A 20176-nucleotide genomic window follows, 5' to 3' on the forward strand; every position below is an offset into this window, starting at 1 on the left:
CGGATTGGGGACTATCATCGGGCCATTCTTTTCCCCGCCCTCTCCAGGAGACCCCATGAGTGACCTGCAAGCCCGCTTCGAACAGGCCCAGACCGACGTCAAGCAACTGAGCGAGCGGCCCAGCAACATGACGCTGCTGCGCCTGTACGCGCTGTTCAAGCAAGGCAGCGAAGGCGACGCCCACGGCGACAAGCCGGGCATGACCGATTTCGTCGGCCGCTACAAGTTCGAAGCGTGGGAAGCCCTCAAGGGCACCACCCGCGACGCCGCGATGGAAAGCTACATCGCCCTGGTGGAAGAACTGCGCAGCGGCGCCGCGAGCTGAGCTTCGCCGGCGTCCCCGCCTCAGTTGAGCGGCACCGGCTTCGGCCGGATGCGCCAGGAAGCCAGGATGGCCGTGGCGATCACCACGCCAACAGCCAGGAAGGTTTCATCGAAGGCGCGGATGCGCGCCGCCTGCGCCAGCACATCGCCACCCTGCCCCAGCACCGCGCCGTGCTGGTTCAGCCGCCATTGCAGGCCGACGCCCGCCAGGCTGACACCAATCGCCCCGCCAAGCTGGCGCACGAAATTGATGCAGCTCGATCCCTGTGCGATCAGGGAGAAATCCACGCCACGCATCGACCCGAGCGTCAGCGACGGCAGGATGCAACCGAGGCCAATGCGTCCGAGCACTGCCAGCGCCACCAGCAGCAGGTACGGCGTGGATGGCGAGCCCGTCGCCATCAGAAGGAACGACAGCGACAGCAACGCCAGCCCGAATGACACCTGGTAATGCGGCGAGACCCGCTGCGTCAGGCGCCCCGCCAGCGCAATCGTCAGCGCCAGCGCGACGCCGGCCGGCAGCAGCACCAGGCCCGCGCGCGACGGCGTGTAGTTCAGCGCCATCTGCATGTACACGGGCAGCAGGTAGGTCGAGCCGAACAGGCCCGCGCCATAGATCAAGGCCACCACCGCGCCTGCCGAGAATTGCCGGTAGCTGTACAGCCGCATGTCCATGAGCGGATCGGCCGCGCGCAGCTGCCACATGACGAACGCCACCACCAGCACCACGCCCAGCCCCGCCAGCATCATGCCGGCGGCCACGCTTTCGCGCAGTTCGACCAGCCCGTTCAGCAGGCAGACCGTCGCGACCCCGGCCAGCGCCAGGCCGCGCCAGTCCAGCGGCTTGCGCTCGCCCATCATGATCGAATCGACGGCCATGAAGCGCCGCGCCATGGCTGCGCCGAGCAGGGTCAGCGGCACCACGACAAAGAAGATCGAACGCCAGCCAAAGGCCTCCACCAGGAAACCGCCGAGGCTAGGGCCCAGCGCCGGCGCCAGCACCACGCCGAAGCCGAACAGGCTCATGGCCCTGCCCTGCTCGCGCTCGTCGAATACGCGCAGCACCAGGATGCTGGGCAGCGGCTGCATGATGCCCGCCGCGATGCCCTCTGCCACGCGCATGGCAATCATCACGCCGTAGGTCGGCGACAGCCCGCCCACCGCGCCACCCACGCCCAGCAGCGCGAGCGCGCCCAGGAACGTGCGCCGCAGGCCGTAGCGATTGAGCAGCCATGGCGTGAGCAGCATTGCCAGCGTCATCGCGATCATGAAGCTGGCCGCCACCCATTGGGCGCGTTCCTGGCCGAGCACGAAATGGCGGCTCAGGTCAGGAATGGCAACGTTGATGATGGTGGACGAGACAATGGACGACATCGTTCCCAGCATCAGCGTGACCAGTACCAGCCAGCGCAGCCGGTCGCCATAGCGCGTGCGCAGCGCCGCCCGGGTCGGCCCGCCCGACCCGCCGCCGGATGCCTCCGGCGCGTGCGGGACCCGGCTCACCCCAGGCGCCCCGTAGCGGCGATCTCTCGAATCTTGCGGACGGTGTCGAGGTCGGCTTCGTGGTAGGCGGACTTGACGATCTCGGCGTAGCGGTCGTCGCCGCTGGCATCCACCGCCGGCATGGTGGTGTCGTAGATGAAGCGCAGCAGCAACGCGCCCGGCGCTGGCGTTTCGATCACCATCGTCAAAGTGCCGCCGGCATGGTCGGCCGTCGCGGCGGTCTGGTAGCGGACCTGGCGGCGCGGTTCGAATACCACGCGGTCATCGATGGTCGCCGCGCCGAAATGCAGCACGCGGTCGATCCAGCCGTCGCCACGGCCAACGACTTCAGCACGGTCGAGGCCCAGGACGAACAGTTCGGGCGACTCGGCGCGCAGGACCAGCCCTTGCCAGAGCTGGTCAGGCGTAAGCGGATCCAGTTGAGGATTGCCTGGATCGTTGATCTCTACCAAGTGCTCGAAACGCAACTTTATTCTCCGTGTTCTGATGTAATCGATATTATGAAGTGTCTTGACTGTTCGTCAGCACCATTTCACTGCGCAGCGCAGCATCTGCGCCACGCCCGTCCGGAGCCGCCGCATGTCCCTCGCCACGCGCCCTGAAGTCGATCCCCTGCAAGTCCTGGTGTATGCCGATTCCCTCTCATGGGGCATCGTGCCCGGCACGCGCCGGCGCCTGCCGTTCCCCGTACGCTGGCCGGGGCGACTGGAACTCGGGCTGAACGCCGACGGGGGCGCCCCGGTCCGCATCATCGAAGACTGCCTGAACGGCCGCCGCACGGTCTGGGACGACCCGTTCAAGCCCGGACGCAACGGCCTGCAAGGTCTGGCGCAGCGCGTCGAGATCGATTCCCCGCTCGCGCTCGTGATCCTGATGCTCGGCAACAATGATTTCCAGTCGATGCACCCGCACAACGCCTGGCACGCCGCGCAGGGCATCGGCGCGCTGGTCAACGTCATTCGCACGGCGCCGATCGAGCCCGGGATGCCGGTCCCACCGGTGCTGGTCGTGGTGCCGCCGCCGATCCGCACGCCACGCGGCCCGCTCGCGCCCAAGTTCGCCGGCGGCGAGCACAAGTGGACTGGCTTGCCGGACGCGGTGCGCGAGGTATGCGACGCGCTCGGATGCCTGCTGTTCGATGCCGGCACGGTGATCGAGAGCAGCGCCGTCGACGGTGTCCATCTCGATGCCGAGGCGCACCTTGCGCTCGGCGACGCACTGCGGCCCGTGGTACGCGAACGCCTCGCCCGGTGACAACCCTCCTGACAGGAGTTGTCAGGAGCGCCGGCGCACAATGCGCGGGCATTTCCCCGAAGCTGTCAGGAGACCGTGATGGAGTTGCTGATCAATATCGATGTCGATGACCTGCCGCGCGGCATCGGCTTCTATCAGGAAGGACTGGGCCTGCGCCTGAGCCGCAAGCTGTTCGACGATACCGTGGCCGAGATGACGGGCGGCGCCACCCCCATCTATTTGCTTGCCAAACCGCCCGGCTCTCGCCCGACCACGCGCGGCAGCCCCCGGCGCGACTACCGCCGGCACTGGACGCCAGTGCATCTCGATTTTGTCGTCGACAACCTCGAAAGCGCGATCGAACGCGCGCTGGAGGCAGGCGCGGAACTCGAGGACTGGCCGCAGGAGTTCGACTGGGGCCGGCAAGCCACGCTGTCGGATCCGTTTGGGCATGGGCTTTGTTTTATCGAGTGGCGGGGTGAAGGGTATGGGTTGGTTCGGCACTAGCCATGGAGGAAAGGACCCGCAGAAAGGGATGGGGCTTATTCAGAGGATTCTGCTGGTTCCGCCTGGACCACCCTGCACAGTGATGCAACCACGCGACAAGGTTCGCAAGGTAACACGACGCAAGGCCGTCTGTTATAACATTGTGCTGCCGCACTTATCCTGGCTGGCAAGCAAACCCGAGGTGGCGCAATGAAGGCAGTGATTCGCAAGATGGGTAACTCGCAAGGCGTGCTGATTCCGAAACCGATCCTCGCCCAACTTGGTCTGGAAGATGAGGTTGACATGGAAATTGAAAACGATGCGCTCGTCATCCGGCGCCCGAAGAACAAGCCGCGCCATGGCTGGGTGGAAGCCAGCAAGGCCATCGCGGCAGCCGGGGACGACGCCCTGGTCCTTGGCGACTTTCCCAACGCTGACGATGAGGACCTGCAATGGTAAGTCGTGGGGACGTCTGGCTGGTTGCACTCGACCCGACTGTTGGCAGCGAAATCCGCAAGACGCGTCCTTGCGTCGTGATTTCGCCGCCTGAACTCCATGACCATCTGCGCACGGTCATTGTGGCGCCCATGACGACGGGCAGCCGCCCGGCGCCCTTTAGGACCCCGGTCACGTTCCAGGGAAAAGCAGGTCTCATGTTGCTTGACCAGGTCCGCACCGTCGATCAAGGCAGGCTTGTCAAAAAGGCCGGTACGGTTGTCGACGACGCCCTGCTTGCAGCGCTGAAGACACTGCGCGAGATCTTCGCTGACTAGCGCCGCCCGGCGTCGCGCCCTGGCATTAAATGCCAGCTTTTTTGCCCTCGCCAGCTTCATAAGCATATGAAAAAGAAATAGACGCCAAAATTCCCTGCGCGGCCCCGTTTGGACGCAATTGCGTTAATCTTGGACCGCACCCGCCCGGTCATATCCAGCCGGGGCGAAGCGCCTTTCAAGCCACAAGCTTCCAATAACATCCAAACTCTCCTATGCGCAGCATCTCCCTTTTCAAGCGTCTGGCGGTTGCGGTGTCCGCCTTTGGCCTCATCGCCTCGGCGGGCAGCGTGTCGGCCCAGGAACAGACCATCCGCGTGGGTACCGTCAGCGGTCCGGACTCCGAAGTCTGGCAAGTCGTGCAGAAAGTGGCCAAGAAGAACGGCCTGAACGTGAAAGTTGTGGAATTCAACGACTACGTCCAGCCGAACGCCGCGCTGGACGCCGGCGACCTGGACGCCAACAGCTTCCAGCATCAACCCTACCTGGACAGCCAGATCAAGCAGCGCGGCTACAAGATGGTGAGCGTGGGCTACACCTATATCTCGCCGCTGGGCATCTATTCGAAGAACCTGAAGTCGCCGAAGGACCTGCCGCAGGGCGCCAAGGTGGCCGTGCCCAACGATCCTTCGAACGAGAACCGCGCGCTGCTGCTGCTGCAGTCCCAGGGCGTGATCAAGCTCAAGGCGGGCGCGGGCACCAGCGGCACCAACGCGACCCCGCTGGACGTGGCGGAGAATCCCAAGAAGCTGAAGATCGTCGAACTCGACGCCGCGCAGCTGGCCCGCGCCCTGCCGGACGTCGGCGCCGCGGTCATCAATACCAACTACGCGCTCGCGGCCGGCCTGCAGCCGACCAAGGACGCAATTGGCCTCGAAGACATCCACAGCCCGTACGCCAACATCATCGTGGTCCGCACCCAGGACAAGGACAAGCCGTGGGTAAAGAAGCTGGTGGCGGCTTATCAGTCCGAGGAAGTGAAGCAGTTCATGAAGAGCCAGTTCAAGGGCGCGATGGTTCCGTCGTTCTGATCGATGGACCGGGATGCGGGACCAGTCCCGCATTGGCCAGCCCTGCAATCGGGGCTGGCACCCATACCGACCCCGCTTTGGCGGGGAAACCGGCGGCGCGCCCATCGATGCATGCTAAAGTGAGCGTCCTTCGACGCTAGAACTCCGCATGCCGCGCCGCGCCAATGATTCCACGCAGACACCTGACAGGCCCCCTGCCCGTCACAAGCGGTGCATCGTGGAGACCCCGCGTGAGCCGGCACGCCCAAGCGATCGGCCCCACGTCCCCTGATTTGATCCGGCAGTTGTGAATCCGCCGGCAAGCGCCGTGGAACGAACTGGCCCGCCAGTCCCGCCATTCCGTCGCCGCTGTGCCGACTACCAAGGGCCGTCGGAACCGCGCCAGTCTTTCACCCTTCAATCGTGACCATGCCTCAACGTCTGCCTTTTACAAGTAGCATGCTCTCCGCGGTGGTCCGGCTTGTTGCCGCCCTGCCGTTGCCCGTTGCGCATGCGGCCGGGCGCATGCTGGGGCGGCTCGTCTATGCCCTGCCCGGCGGATACCGCCGGCACCTGCAGCAGAACGCCATCCAGGCCGGCTTCGCCGCGCCATCTTTCGCACGCAAGGCCGCGGGTGAGACCGGCGCCATGATGACCGAGCTGGCCCATGTCTGGTTTCGCCTCGACGACTGCCTCGACAAGGTGATTTGCGAAGACTGGGACGTGATCGAGAACACCCTGGCGGAAGGCCGCGGACTCGTCATGCTGACGCCGCACCTGGGATGCTTCGAGTTGGCGGCACGCTACGCCGCGGAACGGATCCCGCTGACCATCATGTTCCGGCCCCACCGCAAGGCGCTGTTCCGGGACCTGCTCGATACCGTGCGCGGCGCTTCGAAACTGAAGGCGTTCCCCGCTACCGCGCAAGGCGTGCGCGCTTTCGTGCGCGCCTTGCGGCAAGGCGAGGCCGTTGGCTTATTGCCTGATCAGGCGCCCAAGGGCGATGGGGTCTGGGCACCGTTCTTTGGCCGCAAGGCCTATACGATCACGTTGCCGTGCAAGCTGGCCTCGCAAACCGGCGCGCCGCTCATCATTGCGGCTGGCGAACGCCTGCCCGGCGGGCGAGGCTGGAAGATGCACGTAAAACGCCTGACCGGACCCATGCCGCAGTCCACTGAAGCGCAGGCCGCGTGGATCAATGCCGAGGTGGAGGACATGGTCCGGCGCTTCCCCGAGCAGTATCTGTGGGGATACAACCGCTACAAGGTCCCGTCGGGCGCCGTAGTGCCCGAGACGGAAGGCGCGAGCACCATCAGTTCGACGTAACGGCCGCCAGCCCGGAAAGCACCGCGCCTACTTCAGGTACTTCATCGTCGCAACGCCCGTTGCGACCAGCAACTCCTCATCCAGCCAGACTTCCGCCCGGGAAAAGAAAATCGAGCGCCCACGCCGGTCGACCGTCCCTTTCGCGGTCAGCAGCTTGCCGGTCCCGTTGCTCAGGAAGTTCGAGGTCAGCGAAAGCGTGACGGCATGCAGCGGCGCCTCGCCAGCGGGCGTGTAAAGGCCGGAATAACCGGTCGCGGCATCCAGCAACGTGCAAAGGGTGCCGCCGTGGATCACACGGCTGCGGTTGAGCATATGGGACGCAACGTCCAGCTCCAGTTCCACGTAATCGCGGCGCCACTGCGTGATCCTGACACCCGTGCTTTCCAAAGCGGGATTGTCAAGGCAGAAACCGCCGCGCCCTTCACTGATGGCAACATCCGCGGCGCTGGCGGTCTGGGGGGCTTGATCGTTCATTTCAAAAAGGGCGCAATGGCAAAGCCGTACCTTCAGGCGTTTTGCCCCGTCGCGTAAAGTTCGATTTCGCGAACAGTCCCTTTTGTCGGCGTGAATGCCGGCGCGGACACCGGGCGACTGCCACCGCAGTCAATGCGTTGACGAAGGCGTTCCCGGCGCAGCAATCGCAGTCCGGTAGTCCTGTCCCAATGGCAAGGGGGCGGCTCCGCAAGGGGCCGCCCCCTCGTTGCATCAGGGAGAGCAGTGCAGCAGGATCAGGACACGCCGGTCAAGCCGTCGACGCCTCGGCAAGAATGTCGCGGATCACCTGCTCGAAGGCCTCGGCCGGTTGGCCGCCGCTCACCAGATAGCGTCGATTGAAGATGATCGCCGGCACCGAAGTCAGGCCCATGGACTGGTTCTCCCGCTCGGCCTCGCGCACGTCATCGGCATAGTCGCCGCCCTGCAGCACCTGGCGCGCGCGCTTGGCGTCCAGCCCCACCGATTCCGCGATCTCGACCAGGACGTCATGGTTGCTCGGATCCCTGCCCCGGCCATGATAGGCCTGGAGCAGCGCCAGCTTGAGCGGCAACTGACGGCCCTTGAGCCCGGCCCAATGCAGCAGGCGATGCGCATCGAAGGTGTTGTAGACCCGTGTGCGCGGCCCGAACGTGAAGCCGACCGACGCACCGCGCTCGCGGATCATGTCCTGCGTTTGCGCAATCTGTTCCGGCGTGCGCCCGTACTTCTTCCCCAGGTATTCGACAATGGCTTCGCCACCGGGCGCCATGTCCGGATTCAGTTCGAACGGATGCACGGCGATCTCGGCGTCCACTGCATCGCCAAGGCGCGACAGCGCCAGCCGCAGCGAGGACAGGCCGATGGCGCACCATGGGCATGAGATATCGGAAACGAAGTCGATGCGAAGCGGTTGGGTCATGGTGTCTTTGGCGCAAATCGCCCATCTATACCGGTAGCCGATCAGGGTAACGCGAATCGCCAGGACTTGCAGAAGCCGGGTCGGCCGGGTCGGCCGGTTCGGCCGGTTCGGCGATGGCAGCCTACTCAGGCAAGAGAATTGCGTGATGCCCGCCGAAGCGCACTGCTTCAAGACATTCCACTCGAGGATCCTGCCATGGTCGCCCAGACGGAAATCGCCCGAGACCGCATCACGGAACTTGACAGCGCGATTCAGCAGACGCGCCTGAGACTTCGCGCACACATCCAGCTGATACGGGCAGCGCGACAGGAAGGCCAGGATACGCACTTCGCGTATCGCCTGCTCCGCCTTTTGCGGGAAAGCCTTCGTGCGCTGCGGCATGCGCGCAATGTAGAAATTGCACTGCAGTGTACTTATTTCTATTGCTGGCAGGTACAAAGGCGAAACGCGATGGAGCAGCGCAAGCCCTACGTCGGAAGGCATAGCGGTTCGTGACCGCTTCATTACCGACAGTCGGCAAGCCGCGCCACTTCAATATGGCCTTCGCGCGGTACTTTCGGTCCGCGCCATAACAATGTCAGGCCACGCCGCTCTCCACGCGATGGTGTCGGGAACGAAAGATGCGGAACCCCTCTCACGATTAGGAGGAGGGGCGAAATGAAAGGCATGCGCTATAGCCGGCAGGAGCTGCAGGAGCTTCGGCGGCTCCTGCTGATGGAGCGGGACATATTGCCGCTGGATCAGCGCATTGCAACCTTGCGGAAAGAAATCCGCGTGCGCCTGCATCATTTGCGGGTGCTGAAATCGAAAGGCCACCCCACGCATCATTCGATGAGGGTTCTGCGCTTGCTGTGCCGAACGCTTGCCGTGCAACGCACCTACCGAAAGGCAATGCTGAGGACCATCGTGCCGGATTCGCACACGACCCGGTGAAAGCGCCGCGCGTTTCCAGGAACAAAAAACCCGCGGCGAACACCGCGGGTTTTTCACTTCATCGAGCCTTGTCTGTCTCAGACTTCTTCGTACAGCGGTAGCGTCAGGAACTCGGCGAAATCTTCCGACGTCGACATCTGCTCGAAGATCTCGGCAGCGCGGTCATACGTCTTCGTCTCGCCGCCGACCTCGGCCTTCACCTTGGCCAGCTCTTCCGGGATCAGCGTGCGCACCAGTTCGGCGGTGACCTTGGTGCCGTCTTCCAGCTTGCCCTTGGGCGAGCGGATCCACTGCCACACCTGCGAACGCGAGATTTCGGCGGTGGCCGCATCTTCCATCAGGTTGTGGATCGGCACGCAGCCGTTGCCGGCCAGCCAGGCGCCCAGGTAGTGGATGCCGACGTTGATGTTCATGCGCAGGCCGGCTTCGGTAATCGGGGTTTCCGGCTGGAAGTCCAGCAGGTCCGAACCCTTCACGTTCACGTCCGGACGCTGCTTCTCGAACTGGTTGGGCTTGTCGCCCAGCACGTCCACGAATTCCTTCATGGCGGGCTCGACCAGGCCCGGGTGGGCCACCCAGCCGCCGTCGTAGCCGTCGGTGGCATCGCGCCGCTTGTCGCTGATGATGCCCTGCATGGCGACGGCGTTCTTCTCCGGATCGTTCTTGATCGGAATCAGTGCGCTCATGCCGCCCATGGCGGGCGCGCCGCGGTAGTGGCAGGTCTTCAGCAGCAGCAGCGCGTAGGCGCGCATGAACGGCGCGGTCATGGTGACCTTGGCGCGGTCGGCCAGGCAGAAGTTCTTGTCGTTCTTGAACTTCTTGATGCACGAGAAGATGTAGTCCCAGCGGCCGGCGTTCAGGCCAGCGCTGTGCTCGCGCAGTTCGTACAGGATTTCGTCCATCTCGAACGCGGCGAGGATGGTCTCGATCAGCACGGTGGCCTTGATGGTGCCTTGCGGCAGGCCGATTTCGTTCTGTGCCATCACGAAGATGTCGTTCCACAGGCGTGCTTCCAGATGGCTTTCCATCTTCGGCAGGTAGAAGAACGGGCCGTCGCCGCGGGCGATCTGCTCCTTGGCGTTATGGAACAGGAACAGCGCGAAGTCGAAGATGCCGCCCGAGACGCGCTTGCCGTCGATGGTGACGTGCTTTTCGTCGAGGTGCCAGCCGCGCGGACGCACCTGCAGCGTAGCGATCTTGTCGTTCAGCTTGTACTGCTTGCCCTTCGATTCCAGGGTCAGCGTGCGGCGCACGGCGGCCTTCAGGTTCACCTGCCCCTGCATCTGGTTGTGCCAGTTCGGGGTGTTGGAATCCTCGAAGTCGGTCATGTAGCTGTCAGCGCCCGAGTTGAAGGCGTTGATGACCATCTTGGCTTCGACCGGGCCGGTGATTTCCACGCGGCGGCATTCCAGGGCCTTGGGGATCGGCGCGACTTTCCAGTCGCCTTCGCGGATGTGCTTGGTTTCGGGCAGGAAGTCGGGGACTTCACCGGCGTCCAGGCGCTTGGCGCGCTCGACGCGGGCGGCCAGCAGTTCCTGGCGGCGCGGTTCAAAGGCGCGGTGGAGTTTGTCTACCAGCGCCAGGGCTTCCGGCGTGAGGATATCTTCGTAGGCCGGCAGGATCTCGCCGGTAATCTTCATGCCCGCGGGCAACGTGATAGCCATCAGTCTTCTCCTGTTAGTCGATAGCTGGTTAGAGAGTCGACCCCTCGTTGTCGTTCAGACGTCCACGCCCCTGGCGCGGACAAAATCGAGCAGGTCATTCATGTCGTGCCCGGTGCCGGAGGGCGCTACGTCGAGCCGCTCCGCCGGATGGCCGGCACGATTGATCCAGAACGTGGTGTAGCCGAACCAGGTGGCGCCGCAGGCATCCCAGCCGTTCGATGAGACGAAAAGGATCTCTTCGGCTGGCAGCTCGAATGCCTTCGGCCCGAGCGCATAGGCCTCCGGGGCGGTCTTGTACTGACGTACGGCGTCGACCGACAGCACATGGTCGAACAGGCCATGCATGCCCGCGCTCTTGACCGAGATATCGAGCATCTCGGCATTGCCGTTGGACAGGATGCCCAGCGGCAGTCCGGCGCGGCGCAGCCGTTTCAGCGCGCCCAGGTTCTCGGGAAAGGCCGACAGGCATGCATATTCCTTGAGCAGCTGCGCCTCGGTCGCGTCGTCCAGCTTCACCTTCAACCGTTCCGCGGCATAGCGCAGCGAATCCACGGTCAGGGCCCAGAATGGCTTGTAGTACTTGCCATCGGGGCTCGCCATGGTGCGGACACGGGTGTAGTCGATCTGCCGTTCGCGCCACAGCAGCGCTAGGGCCTCGCCCTTGCCCGGGAACAGTTGCTCCGCGCGCGCCGTGACGGAATACACGTCGAACAGCGTGCCGTAGGCGTCGAAGACGACTGCGCGGATCTTGTTCATGGGGCGCTCTGGTTTCCTGGTTCAGGTCTTGCCGTAGGCTGTTGCGTGGGGCTGTACACCATTGAATGCATCGAATTGTAGGCAGACGCTGCAGTGCGGCAAAGTCGGCCCGGGTCACTTGATCTTTTACTTTTCGGCATCTAATCTTGGCTGACTTGTTCGACAATAAACACCAATTCCCTCTCATTCGCGCAAGATCGCCGTCCGCGGGCACGCCCGGGTGATCGCGCAGGCATCGCAAATAATCATTCGTGGACCATTTCAAACAACTGGAGACTTTTGTGTCCGTGGCCTCGCGCGGCAGTCTGTCCGCTGCGGCTGCGGCGGAAGGCGTCGCGCCGGCCATCATCGGACGGCGCATCGACGCGCTGGAAGAACGGCTGGGCGTCAAGCTGCTGATCCGCACGACCCGCAAGATCAGCCTGACCTTCGAGGGGTCCGCCTTTCTGGAAGACTGCCAGCGCATCCTGAACGACCTGCACAACGCCGAGGCCAGCGTTTCCGCGGGTGGCGTGAAGGCCAGCGGCCACCTGCGCGTCACGGCGCCAGCGGGCTATGGACGCAAGCATGTGGCGCCGCTGGTGCCGCTGTTCATTGAATCGCACCCGGATGTGACGATTACGCTGGATCTATCCGACCGCGTGGTGGACCTGGTCAATGAAGGCTTCGATTGCGCGATCCGCCTGGGGGACCTGCCCGATTCCAGCCTCGTTTCCATCCGCCTGGCGGAAACCCGGCGCGTGGTGGTGGCATCACCCGACTATCTGTCGCGCGCGGGCACGCCAGCATTGCCTGAGGACCTGCAGCGTCACAACTGCCTGGCTTTCGGCGCCAGCGCCAACGTCCAGCGCGGCTGGGTCTTCCAGCAGGAAGGCCGAGCGGTTACGGTCAAGGTCGGCGGCACGATGGAATGCACCGACGGCGCCGTATTGCACGAATGGTGCCTGCAAGGCCACGGGCTGGCATGGCGGTCGTGGTGGGAGGTCGGCAACGAAATTGCAAGCGGCCGGCTGGTGACGGTGCTCGACGAGTTCCAGGCGCCCCCGATCGGCATCCACGCGGTGTTTCCGCAGCGCAAGCACCTGCCACTGCGGGTACGGCTGTTCATCGACCATCTGAAGAACACCTATGGCAACCCGGCCTACTGGCGCCGGACCGAACCCGCACCGGCGCACCCGGCAATGGCCGCCATGGCCAGCTAAAACAGGGCACGCGCGTGCGAGCGTGCGCTGTCGCACTTTGTTGCAATTGATATAGCGCAATGCCCTACTCGGCACACTGACTACAATGCAGTTCAGACAGGCGCTTTTCCGGTCGCAAGCCACGGTCGTGTAAAGGTGGCAACCGGGCCTGCCCCTCCCCTCATCCCCCGCATGAAAGGAGTCCTGCATGTTCCAACACATTCTGCTTCCCACCGACGGTTCCGAACTCTCCAAGAAGGCAATCAACGGCGGATTGGAGCTGGCCAAGGCCATTGGCGCGCGCATCACCGCCTATGTCTGCCTTGAGGAGTATCCGTACACCCCGTTCAGCGAAATCGTGGTCGAGGCGCCGCAGGCCTTCAAGGACCGTATCGAAAACCAGGCCAAGCTGTACCTCAAGGAGGTGGAGGGTCTCGCCGCGGCTGCGGGCGTGACCTTCGACTCCGACATGTCGACGTTCGCGGTGCCCTATCTGGGCATCATCGACGCCGCGGAGCGCCACGGCTGCGACGTGATCTTCATGGCTTCGCACGGCCGGCGCGGCTTGTCCGGCCTGCTGCTGGGCTCCGAAACCCAGAAGGTGCTGACCCACACCGACATTCCGGTGATCGTATATCGCTGACCTCAGATCGTCGGCCGTGGGCCGCTGATCTCTGACCGGGCCGGGGAAATTTCCCGGCCCTTCTTCATTGGACGCTGGCTTACGCAGCGGGCTCAGGAACCCTTGCTGATGCGCTCCTGGATATGCTGAGCGCGTGCTTCCGAACCCGGATGCGAGGAGAACATGCTGGACTTGCCGCCATCGAGCTTGGCCAGTTTCTGGAACGCGGTTACCAGGCCGCTGGTGCCGGCCTTGTTCTTCGTCAGCAGGTCGAACGAGTAATCGTCGGCCGCCGATTCCTGCGATTGCGAGAACTGCGCGTTGATCAGCTTCTCGCCAAGCTCGCCCAGTTGCGACGACGACAGCGCGGCCACCGCACCGTTGCCGGCTGCTGCCGCCGCGCCGCGTGCGGCGGTCGCGGTGTAGGCCACCTGCATCGCCTTCTTGGTGTGGCCCAGCGCCACGTGGCCAAGCTCGTGGCCCAGCACGCCGCGCACCTCCTCATCGGTCATCATGTCCATCAGGCCGCTATACACGCGCACGCAGCCGTTGGCCATGGCCCAGGCGTTGACGTCCTTCGTCATGTAGACCTTGGCGTTGACGTTCGGCACGTCGGAGTTCTTCAGCCCGGCCATAACCTTCGCCAGACGCCGGCCATAGGTGCTGTTGGCCGCTGCGATCTTGTTGGTCTTGTCCGATTCGGTGCAAGCCTGGTCCGACAAGCTCCTGACGTCGGCGTCGCTGAGCGTAGCCGCCTTGGCCAGGCTCGAACCGGCAGCCATCATGCCGTCAAGGTTGGTGCCGCCACAGCCGGCCAGGGACGCGGCAGCCGCCGCTGCCAGGGCAATGTAGAGAGGTGCTTTCATGTTGTCGCGGAATCAACGCACGTCAGGCGTGCAAATGGAATGTGTTTTGGATGTGCATTGAATGTGTCATTCATTCAAGGCCACGGGGACTTTATTCCACTTTTGCGGCAGAGCGGACGAGCTGATACGCGATAACCACCAATTATGACAATTGATTACATTTGACTTGTTCTGTGCTGCAGCCCCCTTTTTAAAAAAAAACCGCGCCGCCTCCTGAGAGAAACGGCGCGGTGCCTGAAAAAGAAGCGCGTGATGGTCGCACGCGCTTCCTGTGGTCTGCTGAACCAAGAGACTACTCGGTTCCCCCCGATCTATGTTTCAGCAAACGGTGGCCAGGAGAGTCAGGCCACTTTCTTGTCTTCGAAGAACTGCTCGTCTTCGGTCGATCCCTTCAGGGCGGTCGTCGACGACTGGCCGCCTTCGATGGTCTGGGTCACGGCGTCGAAGTAGCCGGTCCCGACTTCGCGCTGGTGCTTGACGGCGGTGAACCCCTTCTCGGCCGCCTTGAACTCGGCTTCCTGCAGTTCCACGAACGCGCTCATCTGGTTGCGGGCGTAGCCGTAGGCCAGGTTGAACATCGAGTAGTTCAGGGAGTGGAAGCCGGCCAGCGTGATGAACTGGAACTTGTAGCCCATGGCGCCCAGTTCCCTCTGGAACTTGGCGATGGTGGCATCGTCGAGATTCTTCTTCCAGTTGAACGATGGCGAGCAGTTGTAGGCCAGCATCTTGCCCGGGAACCTGGCGTGCACGGCGTCGGCAAATTTCTTGGCGAACTCGAGGTCCGGCTTACCGGTTTCACACCACACCAGGTCCGCCACTTCCGCGTAGGCCAGGGCGCGCGAAATCGACTGCTCCAGGCCGTTGCGGACGCGGTAGAAGCCCTCCACGGTCCGTTCGCCGGTGCAGAACGGCTTGTCATTTTCGTCCACGTCCGAGGTCAGCAGGTCAGCAGCTTCTGCGTCGGTACGGGCGATCACCAGGGTCGGCACGCCGGAAACATCGGCAGCCAGACGGGCCGCGGTCAGCTTGGCAACGGCTTCGCGGGTCGGGACCAGCACCTTGCCGCCCATATGCCCGCACTTCTTCACCGAGGCCAGCTGGTCTTCGAAGTGAACGCCGGCGGCGCCCGCTTCGATCATCGACTTCATCAATTCGAACGCGTTCAGCACGCCGCCGAAACCGGCCTCGGCGTCGGCCACGATCGGGGCAAAGAAATCGGTGTCGCCGCTGCCTTCGCTCCATTGGATCTGGTCAGCGCGCTGGAACGTATTGTTGATGCGCTTGACCACCTGCGGCACGGAATTGGCCGGGTACAGCGATTGGTCTGGGTACATTTCGCCGGCCAGGTTGGCGTCGCCGGCGACTTGCCAGCCCGACAGGTAGATCGCCTTCAGGCCCGCCTTCACCTGCTGCATGGCCTGGTTGCCGGTCAACGCGCCGAGCGAGTTGACGAACGGCTCGGTCTGCAACAGGTTCCACAGCTTTTCTGAACCGCGCCGGGCCAGCGTGTGCTCGACCTGGACGGAGCCGCGCAGGCGTACCACGTCTTCAGCAGTGAAATTGCGCCGGACGCCTTTCCAGCGGGGGTTGGTGTCCCAATCCTTCTGCAGTGCCTGGATCTGTTGTTCGCGGTTCATATCACTCTCCTAGCGACAAATTGGGGAATGGCAAAGAAAACTGGTGACGTGCGCCCCCTGTTCCGTTCTTCTGGCCGAGGGAAGCGTTTTTGCCGCCGTGCATGCTGTGTCTTATATAAGAGTTTAGAGAAGCATCCCGCGACGCAACAGCCTTGAATGCAGCTTGCATACTGCTTTTTTATTCAATTAAATCAAATAATTACATAATTTATTTCATAATACGAAACATGATTTTTCATCATGAGAAATGACGTTGTGCTCTGCAAACTACGCAATTTTGCCGTTCAAAACATATTTCCGCATTATGAAATTTGCGCAGAAAAAGGAACTTCCGCATGGACGCTGGGGCGGCACACCCGCGCGCGGACCGCTCGCCACAAAATAAAAAAGGCGCCACAGATGGGCGCCGTTTCGACTCAGTTACGAAGGGGCATCAGACCGCAGCGGTATCGCGCGACTTGCGGTAAGCCACCCAGTCGCCGCCTTCAATCCGCGGCAGGCCCGAGACCGCAGCATCGGCCACGGGATACAGCAGGCAGGCCACCAGCTGGTCATCGTGCAGCACGGCGTGCTGTGCGCTGACGAACAGCGAGGACTGGCCGGGATAGATCTCCTCGATCTCGTCGAGCACCGGCACGAGCGCGTCGGGCACCTCATAGAGATCACCGACCACCGGGCCGGCCTGGGGATCGAGCACCAGGCCCGGATAGGTACCGAAGTCATAGAGCCGGCCTGCAATGGTCGCCGTGCCGAGCAGCGTGGGCCCGACAATGCCGTGCTGGCGCGCCGCGGCGTTCAGGTCGTTGACCTCGCCGGCGCGCAGGGTGCCGTAGACAAAGACCCTGGTCATGTCAGGCACCGAGCTGTTCTTCGGACACCAGCACGCCGTCCGCATCGACGTAGATCCAGTTGCCCGGGCGCACCACGGCGCCCGGCATCTGCACCGCGATGTCACGCTCGCCGGCGCCGCGCTTCTGGCTCTTCTGCGGATGCGTGGCCAGCGCGCGGATGCCGATGTCGCAGACCTCCAGCTCGGCCGTATCGCGCACGCAGCCGTTGACGATGATGCCGACCCAGCCGTTCTTCTCGGCCAGCAACCCGAGGTTGCCCCCTACCAGCGCGCAGCGCATCGAGCCGCCGCCATCGACCACCAGCACGCGGCCCTGCCCCGGCGATTCCAGTGCCTCGCGCACGAGCGAATTGTCTTCAAAGACCTTCAGCGTGGCGGCCTGGCCGGCAAAGGCCAGTTGCTTGCCGAGCGCACGGAAACCCGGCGCCATGACGCGCAGCGTGCCGTCGGCCAGGCGCAGTTCGTTGGCATCGCACAGATCGGTGGTGGCATGTTTCATCGAAAACTCCTGCAAGGAAGAAAATCGGTACCGACGGAAGTCGGACAGTCGGGCCTTACGGCTTGCCGCTGGCCAGCGCCTGCGCGCGTATCGCGCTGAGCGTGGTGCGCGGCGTGATCACATCCGGATCCACCTGGATCTCGATCAGCGTGGACACCGGTGCGGCCAGCGCTTCGCGCAGCGCGAGTTCAAACGCCCCGGTCGTCGTCACCGTCGCGCCGCGCGCGCCATAGGCACGGGCCAGCGCGGCAAAGTCCGGGTTCTGCAGCGCCGTGCCCGATTCGTGGGCCGGGTACTCACGCTCCTGGTGCATGCGGATGGTCCCATACATGCCGTTATTGACGACGATGATGATCACCGGCGCGTTGTATTGCATGGCGGTGGCCAGTTCCTGCCCGTTCATCAGGAAACAGCCATCGCCCGCCAGCGCCACGACCGTGCGCTGCGGGAACGCAATCTTTGCGCCCACGGCAGCCGGCACGCCGTAGCCCATGGCGCCACTGGTCGGCGCAAGCTGGCCGCGGCCGCCCCCCGCGAACGGACGATAGTGGAAATAGCGGTGCAGCCAGCTGGCGTAATTGCCCGCGCCGTTGGTCACGACGGCATCCGCAGGCAGCAGGCGGTCGAGGGTGCGGATCACGTCGGCCATGTCGACGCCCTGCCCCGTATAGGCGGCCGGGGCCAGGTAACGTTCGTAGTCGGCATGCGCGTCGCGTGCCCAGCCCTGCCAGCGCGGCGGCGCCGCCGGCGACGGCAATGCCGCGAAGCGCGCGGCAATCGCCGGCATCGAGGCGTGGATCATCAGGTCCGCCTGGTAGACGCTGCCCAGTTCCTCCGCCCCGGCGTGGACATGGACCAGTTGCTGCGCCGGCCGTGGCGCGCGGATCAGCGCATAGCCGCCCGTGGTCATCTCGCCAAGGCGCGGCCCGATTGCCAGCACGAGGTCCGCATTGCGGACGCGTTCGGCCAGGGCCGGGTTGATGCCGATGCCGACATCGCCGGCATAGTTCGGGTGCCGGTTGTCGAACAGGTCCTGGCCGCGGAACGCACAACCCACCGGCAGTGAAAAGCGTTCGGCGAACCGCTGGATCTGCACGCACGCTTCGGGCGTCCAGCCACTGCCTCCAAGCAGCAGGAACGGGCGCTCCGCCGCCGCGAGCCTGTCCGACAGGCGCTGCATATCGTCATCGCCTGGCCAGCTCAGTACGCGCTGGTAGGCCGCGAGCTGCGGCACGACCGCCTCCTGCGTCAGCATGTCTTCGGGCAAGGCCAGAACCACCGGGCCCGGCCGGCCCGAGGTGGCGGTCTGGTAGGCGCGCGCGATGTACTCGGGAATCCGTTCAACGCGGTCGATCTGCGCGACCCACTTGGCCATCTGGCCGAACATGCGGCGGTAGTCGATCTCCTGGAAGGCCTCGCGGTCCGCGAAGTCCTGGCCGACCTGGCCGATGAACAGGATCATCGGCGTCGAATCCTGGAAGGCAGTGTGCACGCCGATGCTGGCATTGGTCGCGCCCGGTCCGCGCGTGCAGAAGGCCAGCCCCGGGCGGCCCGTGAGCTTGCCATAGGCTTCGGCCATGACCGCCGCGCCGCCTTCCTGGCGGCAGATGACAAAGCGCATCTGGTCGCGCCGGCGGTGAAAGCCGTCGAGCACCGCCAGGTAGCTCTCGCCGGGCACGCCGAAGGCCAGTTCGGCACCGTGCGCCAGCAGCGCGTCGACCAGGATATGGCCGCCGCACATTGGTTCAGGCTGCGCGGTGCCGGCGGAAACAGGCTTGGATGACATGAAGGGTCCTCGGAGAAACGCGGGAGCGCCGGCGTGGCCGGCGCGCGGGAATGCGACGCCGCGGCAGCCCGGCCTAGACGGCAGGCGCCTGTGCCTCGGCGCCGCGGCGTGAACGGTTGCCGTTGCCGACCGTCACCGCGGTGAAGATCGACAGCAGCTGGAAGCCGCCGATCATGAAGAACACCCAGTTGGGCAAGTGTGCGTCCATCAGCGCGCCGAAGAACAGCGGCCCGCTGGCCAGGCCGATGTCCAGGCCCGAATAGACCACGCCGTACACGCGCCCCGTGGCACCGGCAGGGGCCGCCGCACGCACAAGCAGGTCCCGCGAAGGGCCGGCCGTACCCGCCCCGAAGCCGATCACGCCGAGCAGCGCCGGCACCAGCAGGCCCGGCGCGACGTTCAGGCCCACCAGGATGGCCATCAGCCCCGACACGGTGAAGCTCAGCGCGATCAGGCGGTCATGGTTGCTGGTGCGGCTGGCGGCAAACCCGCCGACCAGCATGCCGCCGGCGCTGCATAGCATGTAGATGGTGTAGGACGCGGTGGCCAGCGTGAACGGAATGCCGTAGAGCTGCGTGAGCGCGGTCGGTGCGAAGCTCTGGATGCCGGCCGCCGAGAACGTGGTCAGCAGGAAGAAGGCCCAGCACACCCACACCTGCGGCAACTTCAGGAAGCCAAGCAGGCTGCCACCGGCGCCGGCCTGCGCGGCCCTGGGACGGCCCACCGCACTGCCAAGCTCGCGCGGGTCGAGCACGTGGCGCAGGACCAGCAGCACCGCCAGCACGCCGAACGCCACGATCGACGCGGCAGCCAGTGCCACGCGCCACGTGGCCAGGTTGGCAATGGTCACGAGGAACACCGGTGCGGCCGCCCAGCCGAGGTTGCCGGAGATGCCGTGCACCGAGAACGCGTGGCCCAGCCGGGGCTGCGACACGTGCTTGTTCAGCAGCGTGAAATCGGCCGGATGGAATACGCCGTTGCCCAGCCCCGCCACGCCGGCCCCGAGCAGCAGCGCGGCATACCCGGAACTGGCCGACAGCAGCAAGGCGGCCGAGCCCAGGAACGCCAGCCCGGCAAACAAGACCGGCCGCGCCCCGACGCGGTCGACCACGAAACCCGAAGCCGTCTGCACCACCGCCGACACCGCGAAGAAGACCGTCATCAGCAGGCCAAGCTCGGCATAGCTCAGGCCGAACTCCGCCTTGATCCACGGAAACAGCGGTGCCAGCAGCAGGTGATAGAAGTGGGAGACGCCATGCGCCAGCCCGACCAGGCCGATCACCTGGGCATCATGGCGAAGCGGATTGCGGCTGGGATCGAGGGCGGCGGTAGTCATG

The 20176-nt window shown here is 64.4% G+C and carries 22 protein-coding genes; 10 read left to right on the forward strand and 12 right to left on the reverse strand.

The features are described 5' to 3' along the window. Window positions 1-55 precede the first annotated feature (55 nt). Window positions 56-325 (forward strand): acyl-CoA-binding protein, encoded by a 270-nt coding sequence (locus ACIGJC_RS08450; protein ID WP_483708314.1) that lies wholly within the window; start codon window positions 56-58, stop codon window positions 323-325. A 20-nt stretch (window positions 326-345) separates the two neighbouring features. Here the strand turns inward: ACIGJC_RS08450 and ACIGJC_RS08455 are convergent, their stop codons facing one another. Then, window positions 346-1827 carry a DHA2 family efflux MFS transporter permease subunit gene (locus ACIGJC_RS08455; protein WP_483708315.1) on the reverse strand — a complete coding sequence of 494 codons (1482 nt, stop codon included), beginning with the start codon at window positions 1825-1827 and terminating at the stop codon, window positions 346-348. After that, window positions 1824-2294 carry an SRPBCC family protein gene (locus ACIGJC_RS08460; RefSeq protein WP_483708316.1) on the reverse strand — a complete coding sequence of 157 codons (471 nt, stop codon included), beginning with the start codon at window positions 2292-2294 and terminating at the stop codon, window positions 1824-1826. Before ACIGJC_RS08460 ends, ACIGJC_RS08455 begins: the two co-directional genes overlap by 4 nt. A 112-nt stretch (window positions 2295-2406) precedes the next feature. Here ACIGJC_RS08460 and ACIGJC_RS08465 point away from each other — a divergent pair, with 112 nt between their 5' ends. The 6 genes from ACIGJC_RS08465 to ACIGJC_RS08490 all read left to right on the forward strand — a co-directional run bounded on the left by ACIGJC_RS08465 (window position 2407) and on the right by ACIGJC_RS08490 (window position 6652). After that, the gene (locus ACIGJC_RS08465; protein WP_483708317.1) at window positions 2407-3081 is read left to right on the forward strand and encodes an SGNH/GDSL hydrolase family protein; all 675 of its coding nucleotides are present in this window, start codon (window positions 2407-2409) and stop codon (window positions 3079-3081) included. 78 nt (window positions 3082-3159) lie between these two features. Beyond that, window positions 3160-3567, forward strand: a complete 408-nt coding sequence (locus ACIGJC_RS08470; protein WP_483708318.1) for a VOC family protein — start codon at window positions 3160-3162, stop codon at window positions 3565-3567. A 189-nt stretch (window positions 3568-3756) separates the two neighbouring features. After that, window positions 3757-4005, forward strand: coding sequence for an AbrB/MazE/SpoVT family DNA-binding domain-containing protein (locus tag ACIGJC_RS08475; RefSeq protein ID WP_483708319.1), 249 nt, complete (start codon window positions 3757-3759; stop codon window positions 4003-4005). After that, window positions 3999-4319, forward strand: coding sequence for a type II toxin-antitoxin system PemK/MazF family toxin (locus ACIGJC_RS08480; protein ID WP_483708320.1), 321 nt, complete (start codon window positions 3999-4001; stop codon window positions 4317-4319). Before ACIGJC_RS08475 ends, ACIGJC_RS08480 begins: the two co-directional genes overlap by 7 nt. A gap of 212 nt (window positions 4320-4531) precedes the next feature. Next, on the forward strand, window positions 4532-5347 hold the full coding sequence (locus ACIGJC_RS08485; RefSeq protein ID WP_483708321.1) for a MetQ/NlpA family ABC transporter substrate-binding protein: 816 nt from the start codon (window positions 4532-4534) through the stop codon (window positions 5345-5347). Window positions 5348-5785: 438 nt separating this feature from the next. Beyond that, window positions 5786-6652, forward strand: a complete 867-nt coding sequence (locus ACIGJC_RS08490) for a lysophospholipid acyltransferase family protein (protein ID WP_483708322.1) — start codon at window positions 5786-5788, stop codon at window positions 6650-6652. Between the two features lie 27 nt (window positions 6653-6679). Here the strand turns inward: ACIGJC_RS08490 and ACIGJC_RS08495 are convergent, their stop codons facing one another. After that, window positions 6680-7126, reverse strand: a complete 447-nt coding sequence (locus tag ACIGJC_RS08495; protein WP_483708323.1) for a PaaI family thioesterase — start codon at window positions 7124-7126, stop codon at window positions 6680-6682. 268 nt (window positions 7127-7394) lie between these two features. Then, on the reverse strand, window positions 7395-8045 hold the full coding sequence (locus tag ACIGJC_RS08500) for a DsbA family oxidoreductase (protein ID WP_483711499.1): 651 nt from the start codon (window positions 8043-8045) through the stop codon (window positions 7395-7397). A 657-nt stretch (window positions 8046-8702) separates the two neighbouring features. Between ACIGJC_RS08500 and ACIGJC_RS08505 the strand changes: the two genes are divergently transcribed. Further along, window positions 8703-8978, forward strand: a complete 276-nt coding sequence (locus ACIGJC_RS08505; protein ID WP_483708324.1) for a hypothetical protein — start codon at window positions 8703-8705, stop codon at window positions 8976-8978. Window positions 8979-9055: 77 nt separating this feature from the next. Here ACIGJC_RS08505 and aceB read toward each other — a convergent pair whose 3' ends face one another. Beyond that, window positions 9056-10642, reverse strand: a complete 1587-nt coding sequence (aceB, locus tag ACIGJC_RS08510; RefSeq protein ID WP_483708325.1) for a malate synthase A — start codon at window positions 10640-10642, stop codon at window positions 9056-9058. Between the two features lie 54 nt (window positions 10643-10696). Next, window positions 10697-11398 carry a haloacid dehalogenase type II gene (locus ACIGJC_RS08515; protein WP_483708326.1) on the reverse strand — a complete coding sequence of 234 codons (702 nt, stop codon included), beginning with the start codon at window positions 11396-11398 and terminating at the stop codon, window positions 10697-10699. 251 nt (window positions 11399-11649) lie between these two features. Here ACIGJC_RS08515 and ACIGJC_RS08520 point away from each other — a divergent pair, with 251 nt between their 5' ends. Together ACIGJC_RS08520 and ACIGJC_RS08525 are read left to right on the forward strand one after the other, a co-directional pair. Further along, window positions 11650-12600, forward strand: coding sequence for a LysR family transcriptional regulator (locus tag ACIGJC_RS08520; RefSeq protein ID WP_483708327.1), 951 nt, complete (start codon window positions 11650-11652; stop codon window positions 12598-12600). Window positions 12601-12787: 187 nt separating this feature from the next. Further along, entirely contained in the window at window positions 12788-13222 is a 435-nt protein-coding gene (locus tag ACIGJC_RS08525) for a universal stress protein (protein ID WP_483708328.1), read from the forward strand. 92 nt (window positions 13223-13314) lie between these two features. On the opposite strand, the gene loiP is transcribed toward ACIGJC_RS08525, so the two are convergent. From loiP to ACIGJC_RS08555, 6 genes are all read right to left on the reverse strand, one after another. Beyond that, window positions 13315-14067: a metalloprotease LoiP gene (loiP, locus tag ACIGJC_RS08530; RefSeq protein ID WP_483708329.1), complete on the reverse strand. Its 753-nt coding sequence runs from the start codon at window positions 14065-14067 to the stop codon at window positions 13315-13317. A gap of 341 nt (window positions 14068-14408) precedes the next feature. Beyond that, window positions 14409-15704 (reverse strand): isocitrate lyase, encoded by a 1296-nt coding sequence (aceA, locus tag ACIGJC_RS08535; protein ID WP_483708330.1) that lies wholly within the window; start codon window positions 15702-15704, stop codon window positions 14409-14411. A 433-nt stretch (window positions 15705-16137) separates the two neighbouring features. Next, entirely contained in the window at window positions 16138-16554 is a 417-nt protein-coding gene (locus ACIGJC_RS08540; RefSeq protein WP_483708331.1) for a gamma-glutamylcyclotransferase family protein, read from the reverse strand. Between the two features lies 1 nt (window position 16555). Then, entirely contained in the window at window positions 16556-17053 is a 498-nt protein-coding gene (gene rraA, locus ACIGJC_RS08545) for a ribonuclease E activity regulator RraA (protein WP_483708332.1), read from the reverse strand. Window positions 17054-17108: 55 nt separating this feature from the next. After that, the gene (locus ACIGJC_RS08550; protein ID WP_483708333.1) at window positions 17109-18839 is read right to left on the reverse strand and encodes a thiamine pyrophosphate-binding protein; all 1731 of its coding nucleotides are present in this window, start codon (window positions 18837-18839) and stop codon (window positions 17109-17111) included. 73 nt (window positions 18840-18912) lie between these two features. Next, window positions 18913-20175, reverse strand: a complete 1263-nt coding sequence (locus tag ACIGJC_RS08555) for an MFS transporter (protein ID WP_483708335.1) — start codon at window positions 20173-20175, stop codon at window positions 18913-18915. Between the last annotated feature and the right edge of the window lies 1 nt (window position 20176).

Source organism: Cupriavidus sp. C3SS-1 (assembly GCF_057073755.1).

Excerpts from the sequence above, each read along its gene's own strand:
- ACIGJC_RS08495 (WP_483708323.1), bottom strand. The coding sequence starts at position 7,126 with ATGAACGATCAAGCCCCCCAGACCGCCAGCGCCGCGGATGTTGCCATC.
- ACIGJC_RS08550 (WP_483708333.1), bottom strand. The coding sequence starts at position 18,839 with ATGTCATCCAAGCCTGTTTCCGCCGGCACCGCGCAGCCTGAACCAATG.
- ACIGJC_RS08490 (WP_483708322.1), top strand. The coding sequence starts at position 5,786 with ATGCTCTCCGCGGTGGTCCGGCTTGTTGCCGCCCTGCCGTTGCCCGTT.
- aceA (WP_483708330.1), bottom strand. The coding sequence starts at position 15,704 with ATGAACCGCGAACAACAGATCCAGGCACTGCAGAAGGATTGGGACACC.
- ACIGJC_RS08515 (WP_483708326.1), bottom strand. The coding sequence starts at position 11,398 with ATGAACAAGATCCGCGCAGTCGTCTTCGACGCCTACGGCACGCTGTTC.
- rraA (WP_483708332.1), bottom strand. The coding sequence starts at position 17,053 with ATGAAACATGCCACCACCGATCTGTGCGATGCCAACGAACTGCGCCTG.
- ACIGJC_RS08555 (WP_483708335.1), bottom strand. The coding sequence starts at position 20,175 with ATGACTACCGCCGCCCTCGATCCCAGCCGCAATCCGCTTCGCCATGAT.
- ACIGJC_RS08505 (WP_483708324.1), top strand. The coding sequence starts at position 8,703 with ATGAAAGGCATGCGCTATAGCCGGCAGGAGCTGCAGGAGCTTCGGCGG.
- ACIGJC_RS08480 (WP_483708320.1), top strand. The coding sequence starts at position 3,999 with ATGGTAAGTCGTGGGGACGTCTGGCTGGTTGCACTCGACCCGACTGTT.
- ACIGJC_RS08475 (WP_483708319.1), top strand. The coding sequence starts at position 3,757 with ATGAAGGCAGTGATTCGCAAGATGGGTAACTCGCAAGGCGTGCTGATT.
- ACIGJC_RS08500 (WP_483711499.1), bottom strand. The coding sequence starts at position 8,045 with ATGACCCAACCGCTTCGCATCGACTTCGTTTCCGATATCTCATGCCCA.
- ACIGJC_RS08470 (WP_483708318.1), top strand. The coding sequence starts at position 3,160 with ATGGAGTTGCTGATCAATATCGATGTCGATGACCTGCCGCGCGGCATC.
- ACIGJC_RS08540 (WP_483708331.1), bottom strand. The coding sequence starts at position 16,554 with ATGACCAGGGTCTTTGTCTACGGCACCCTGCGCGCCGGCGAGGTCAAC.
- ACIGJC_RS08485 (WP_483708321.1), top strand. The coding sequence starts at position 4,532 with ATGCGCAGCATCTCCCTTTTCAAGCGTCTGGCGGTTGCGGTGTCCGCC.
- ACIGJC_RS08465 (WP_483708317.1), top strand. The coding sequence starts at position 2,407 with ATGTCCCTCGCCACGCGCCCTGAAGTCGATCCCCTGCAAGTCCTGGTG.
- ACIGJC_RS08450 (WP_483708314.1), top strand. The coding sequence starts at position 56 with ATGAGTGACCTGCAAGCCCGCTTCGAACAGGCCCAGACCGACGTCAAG.
- aceB (WP_483708325.1), bottom strand. The coding sequence starts at position 10,642 with ATGGCTATCACGTTGCCCGCGGGCATGAAGATTACCGGCGAGATCCTG.
- ACIGJC_RS08525 (WP_483708328.1), top strand. The coding sequence starts at position 12,788 with ATGTTCCAACACATTCTGCTTCCCACCGACGGTTCCGAACTCTCCAAG.
- loiP (WP_483708329.1), bottom strand. The coding sequence starts at position 14,067 with ATGAAAGCACCTCTCTACATTGCCCTGGCAGCGGCGGCTGCCGCGTCC.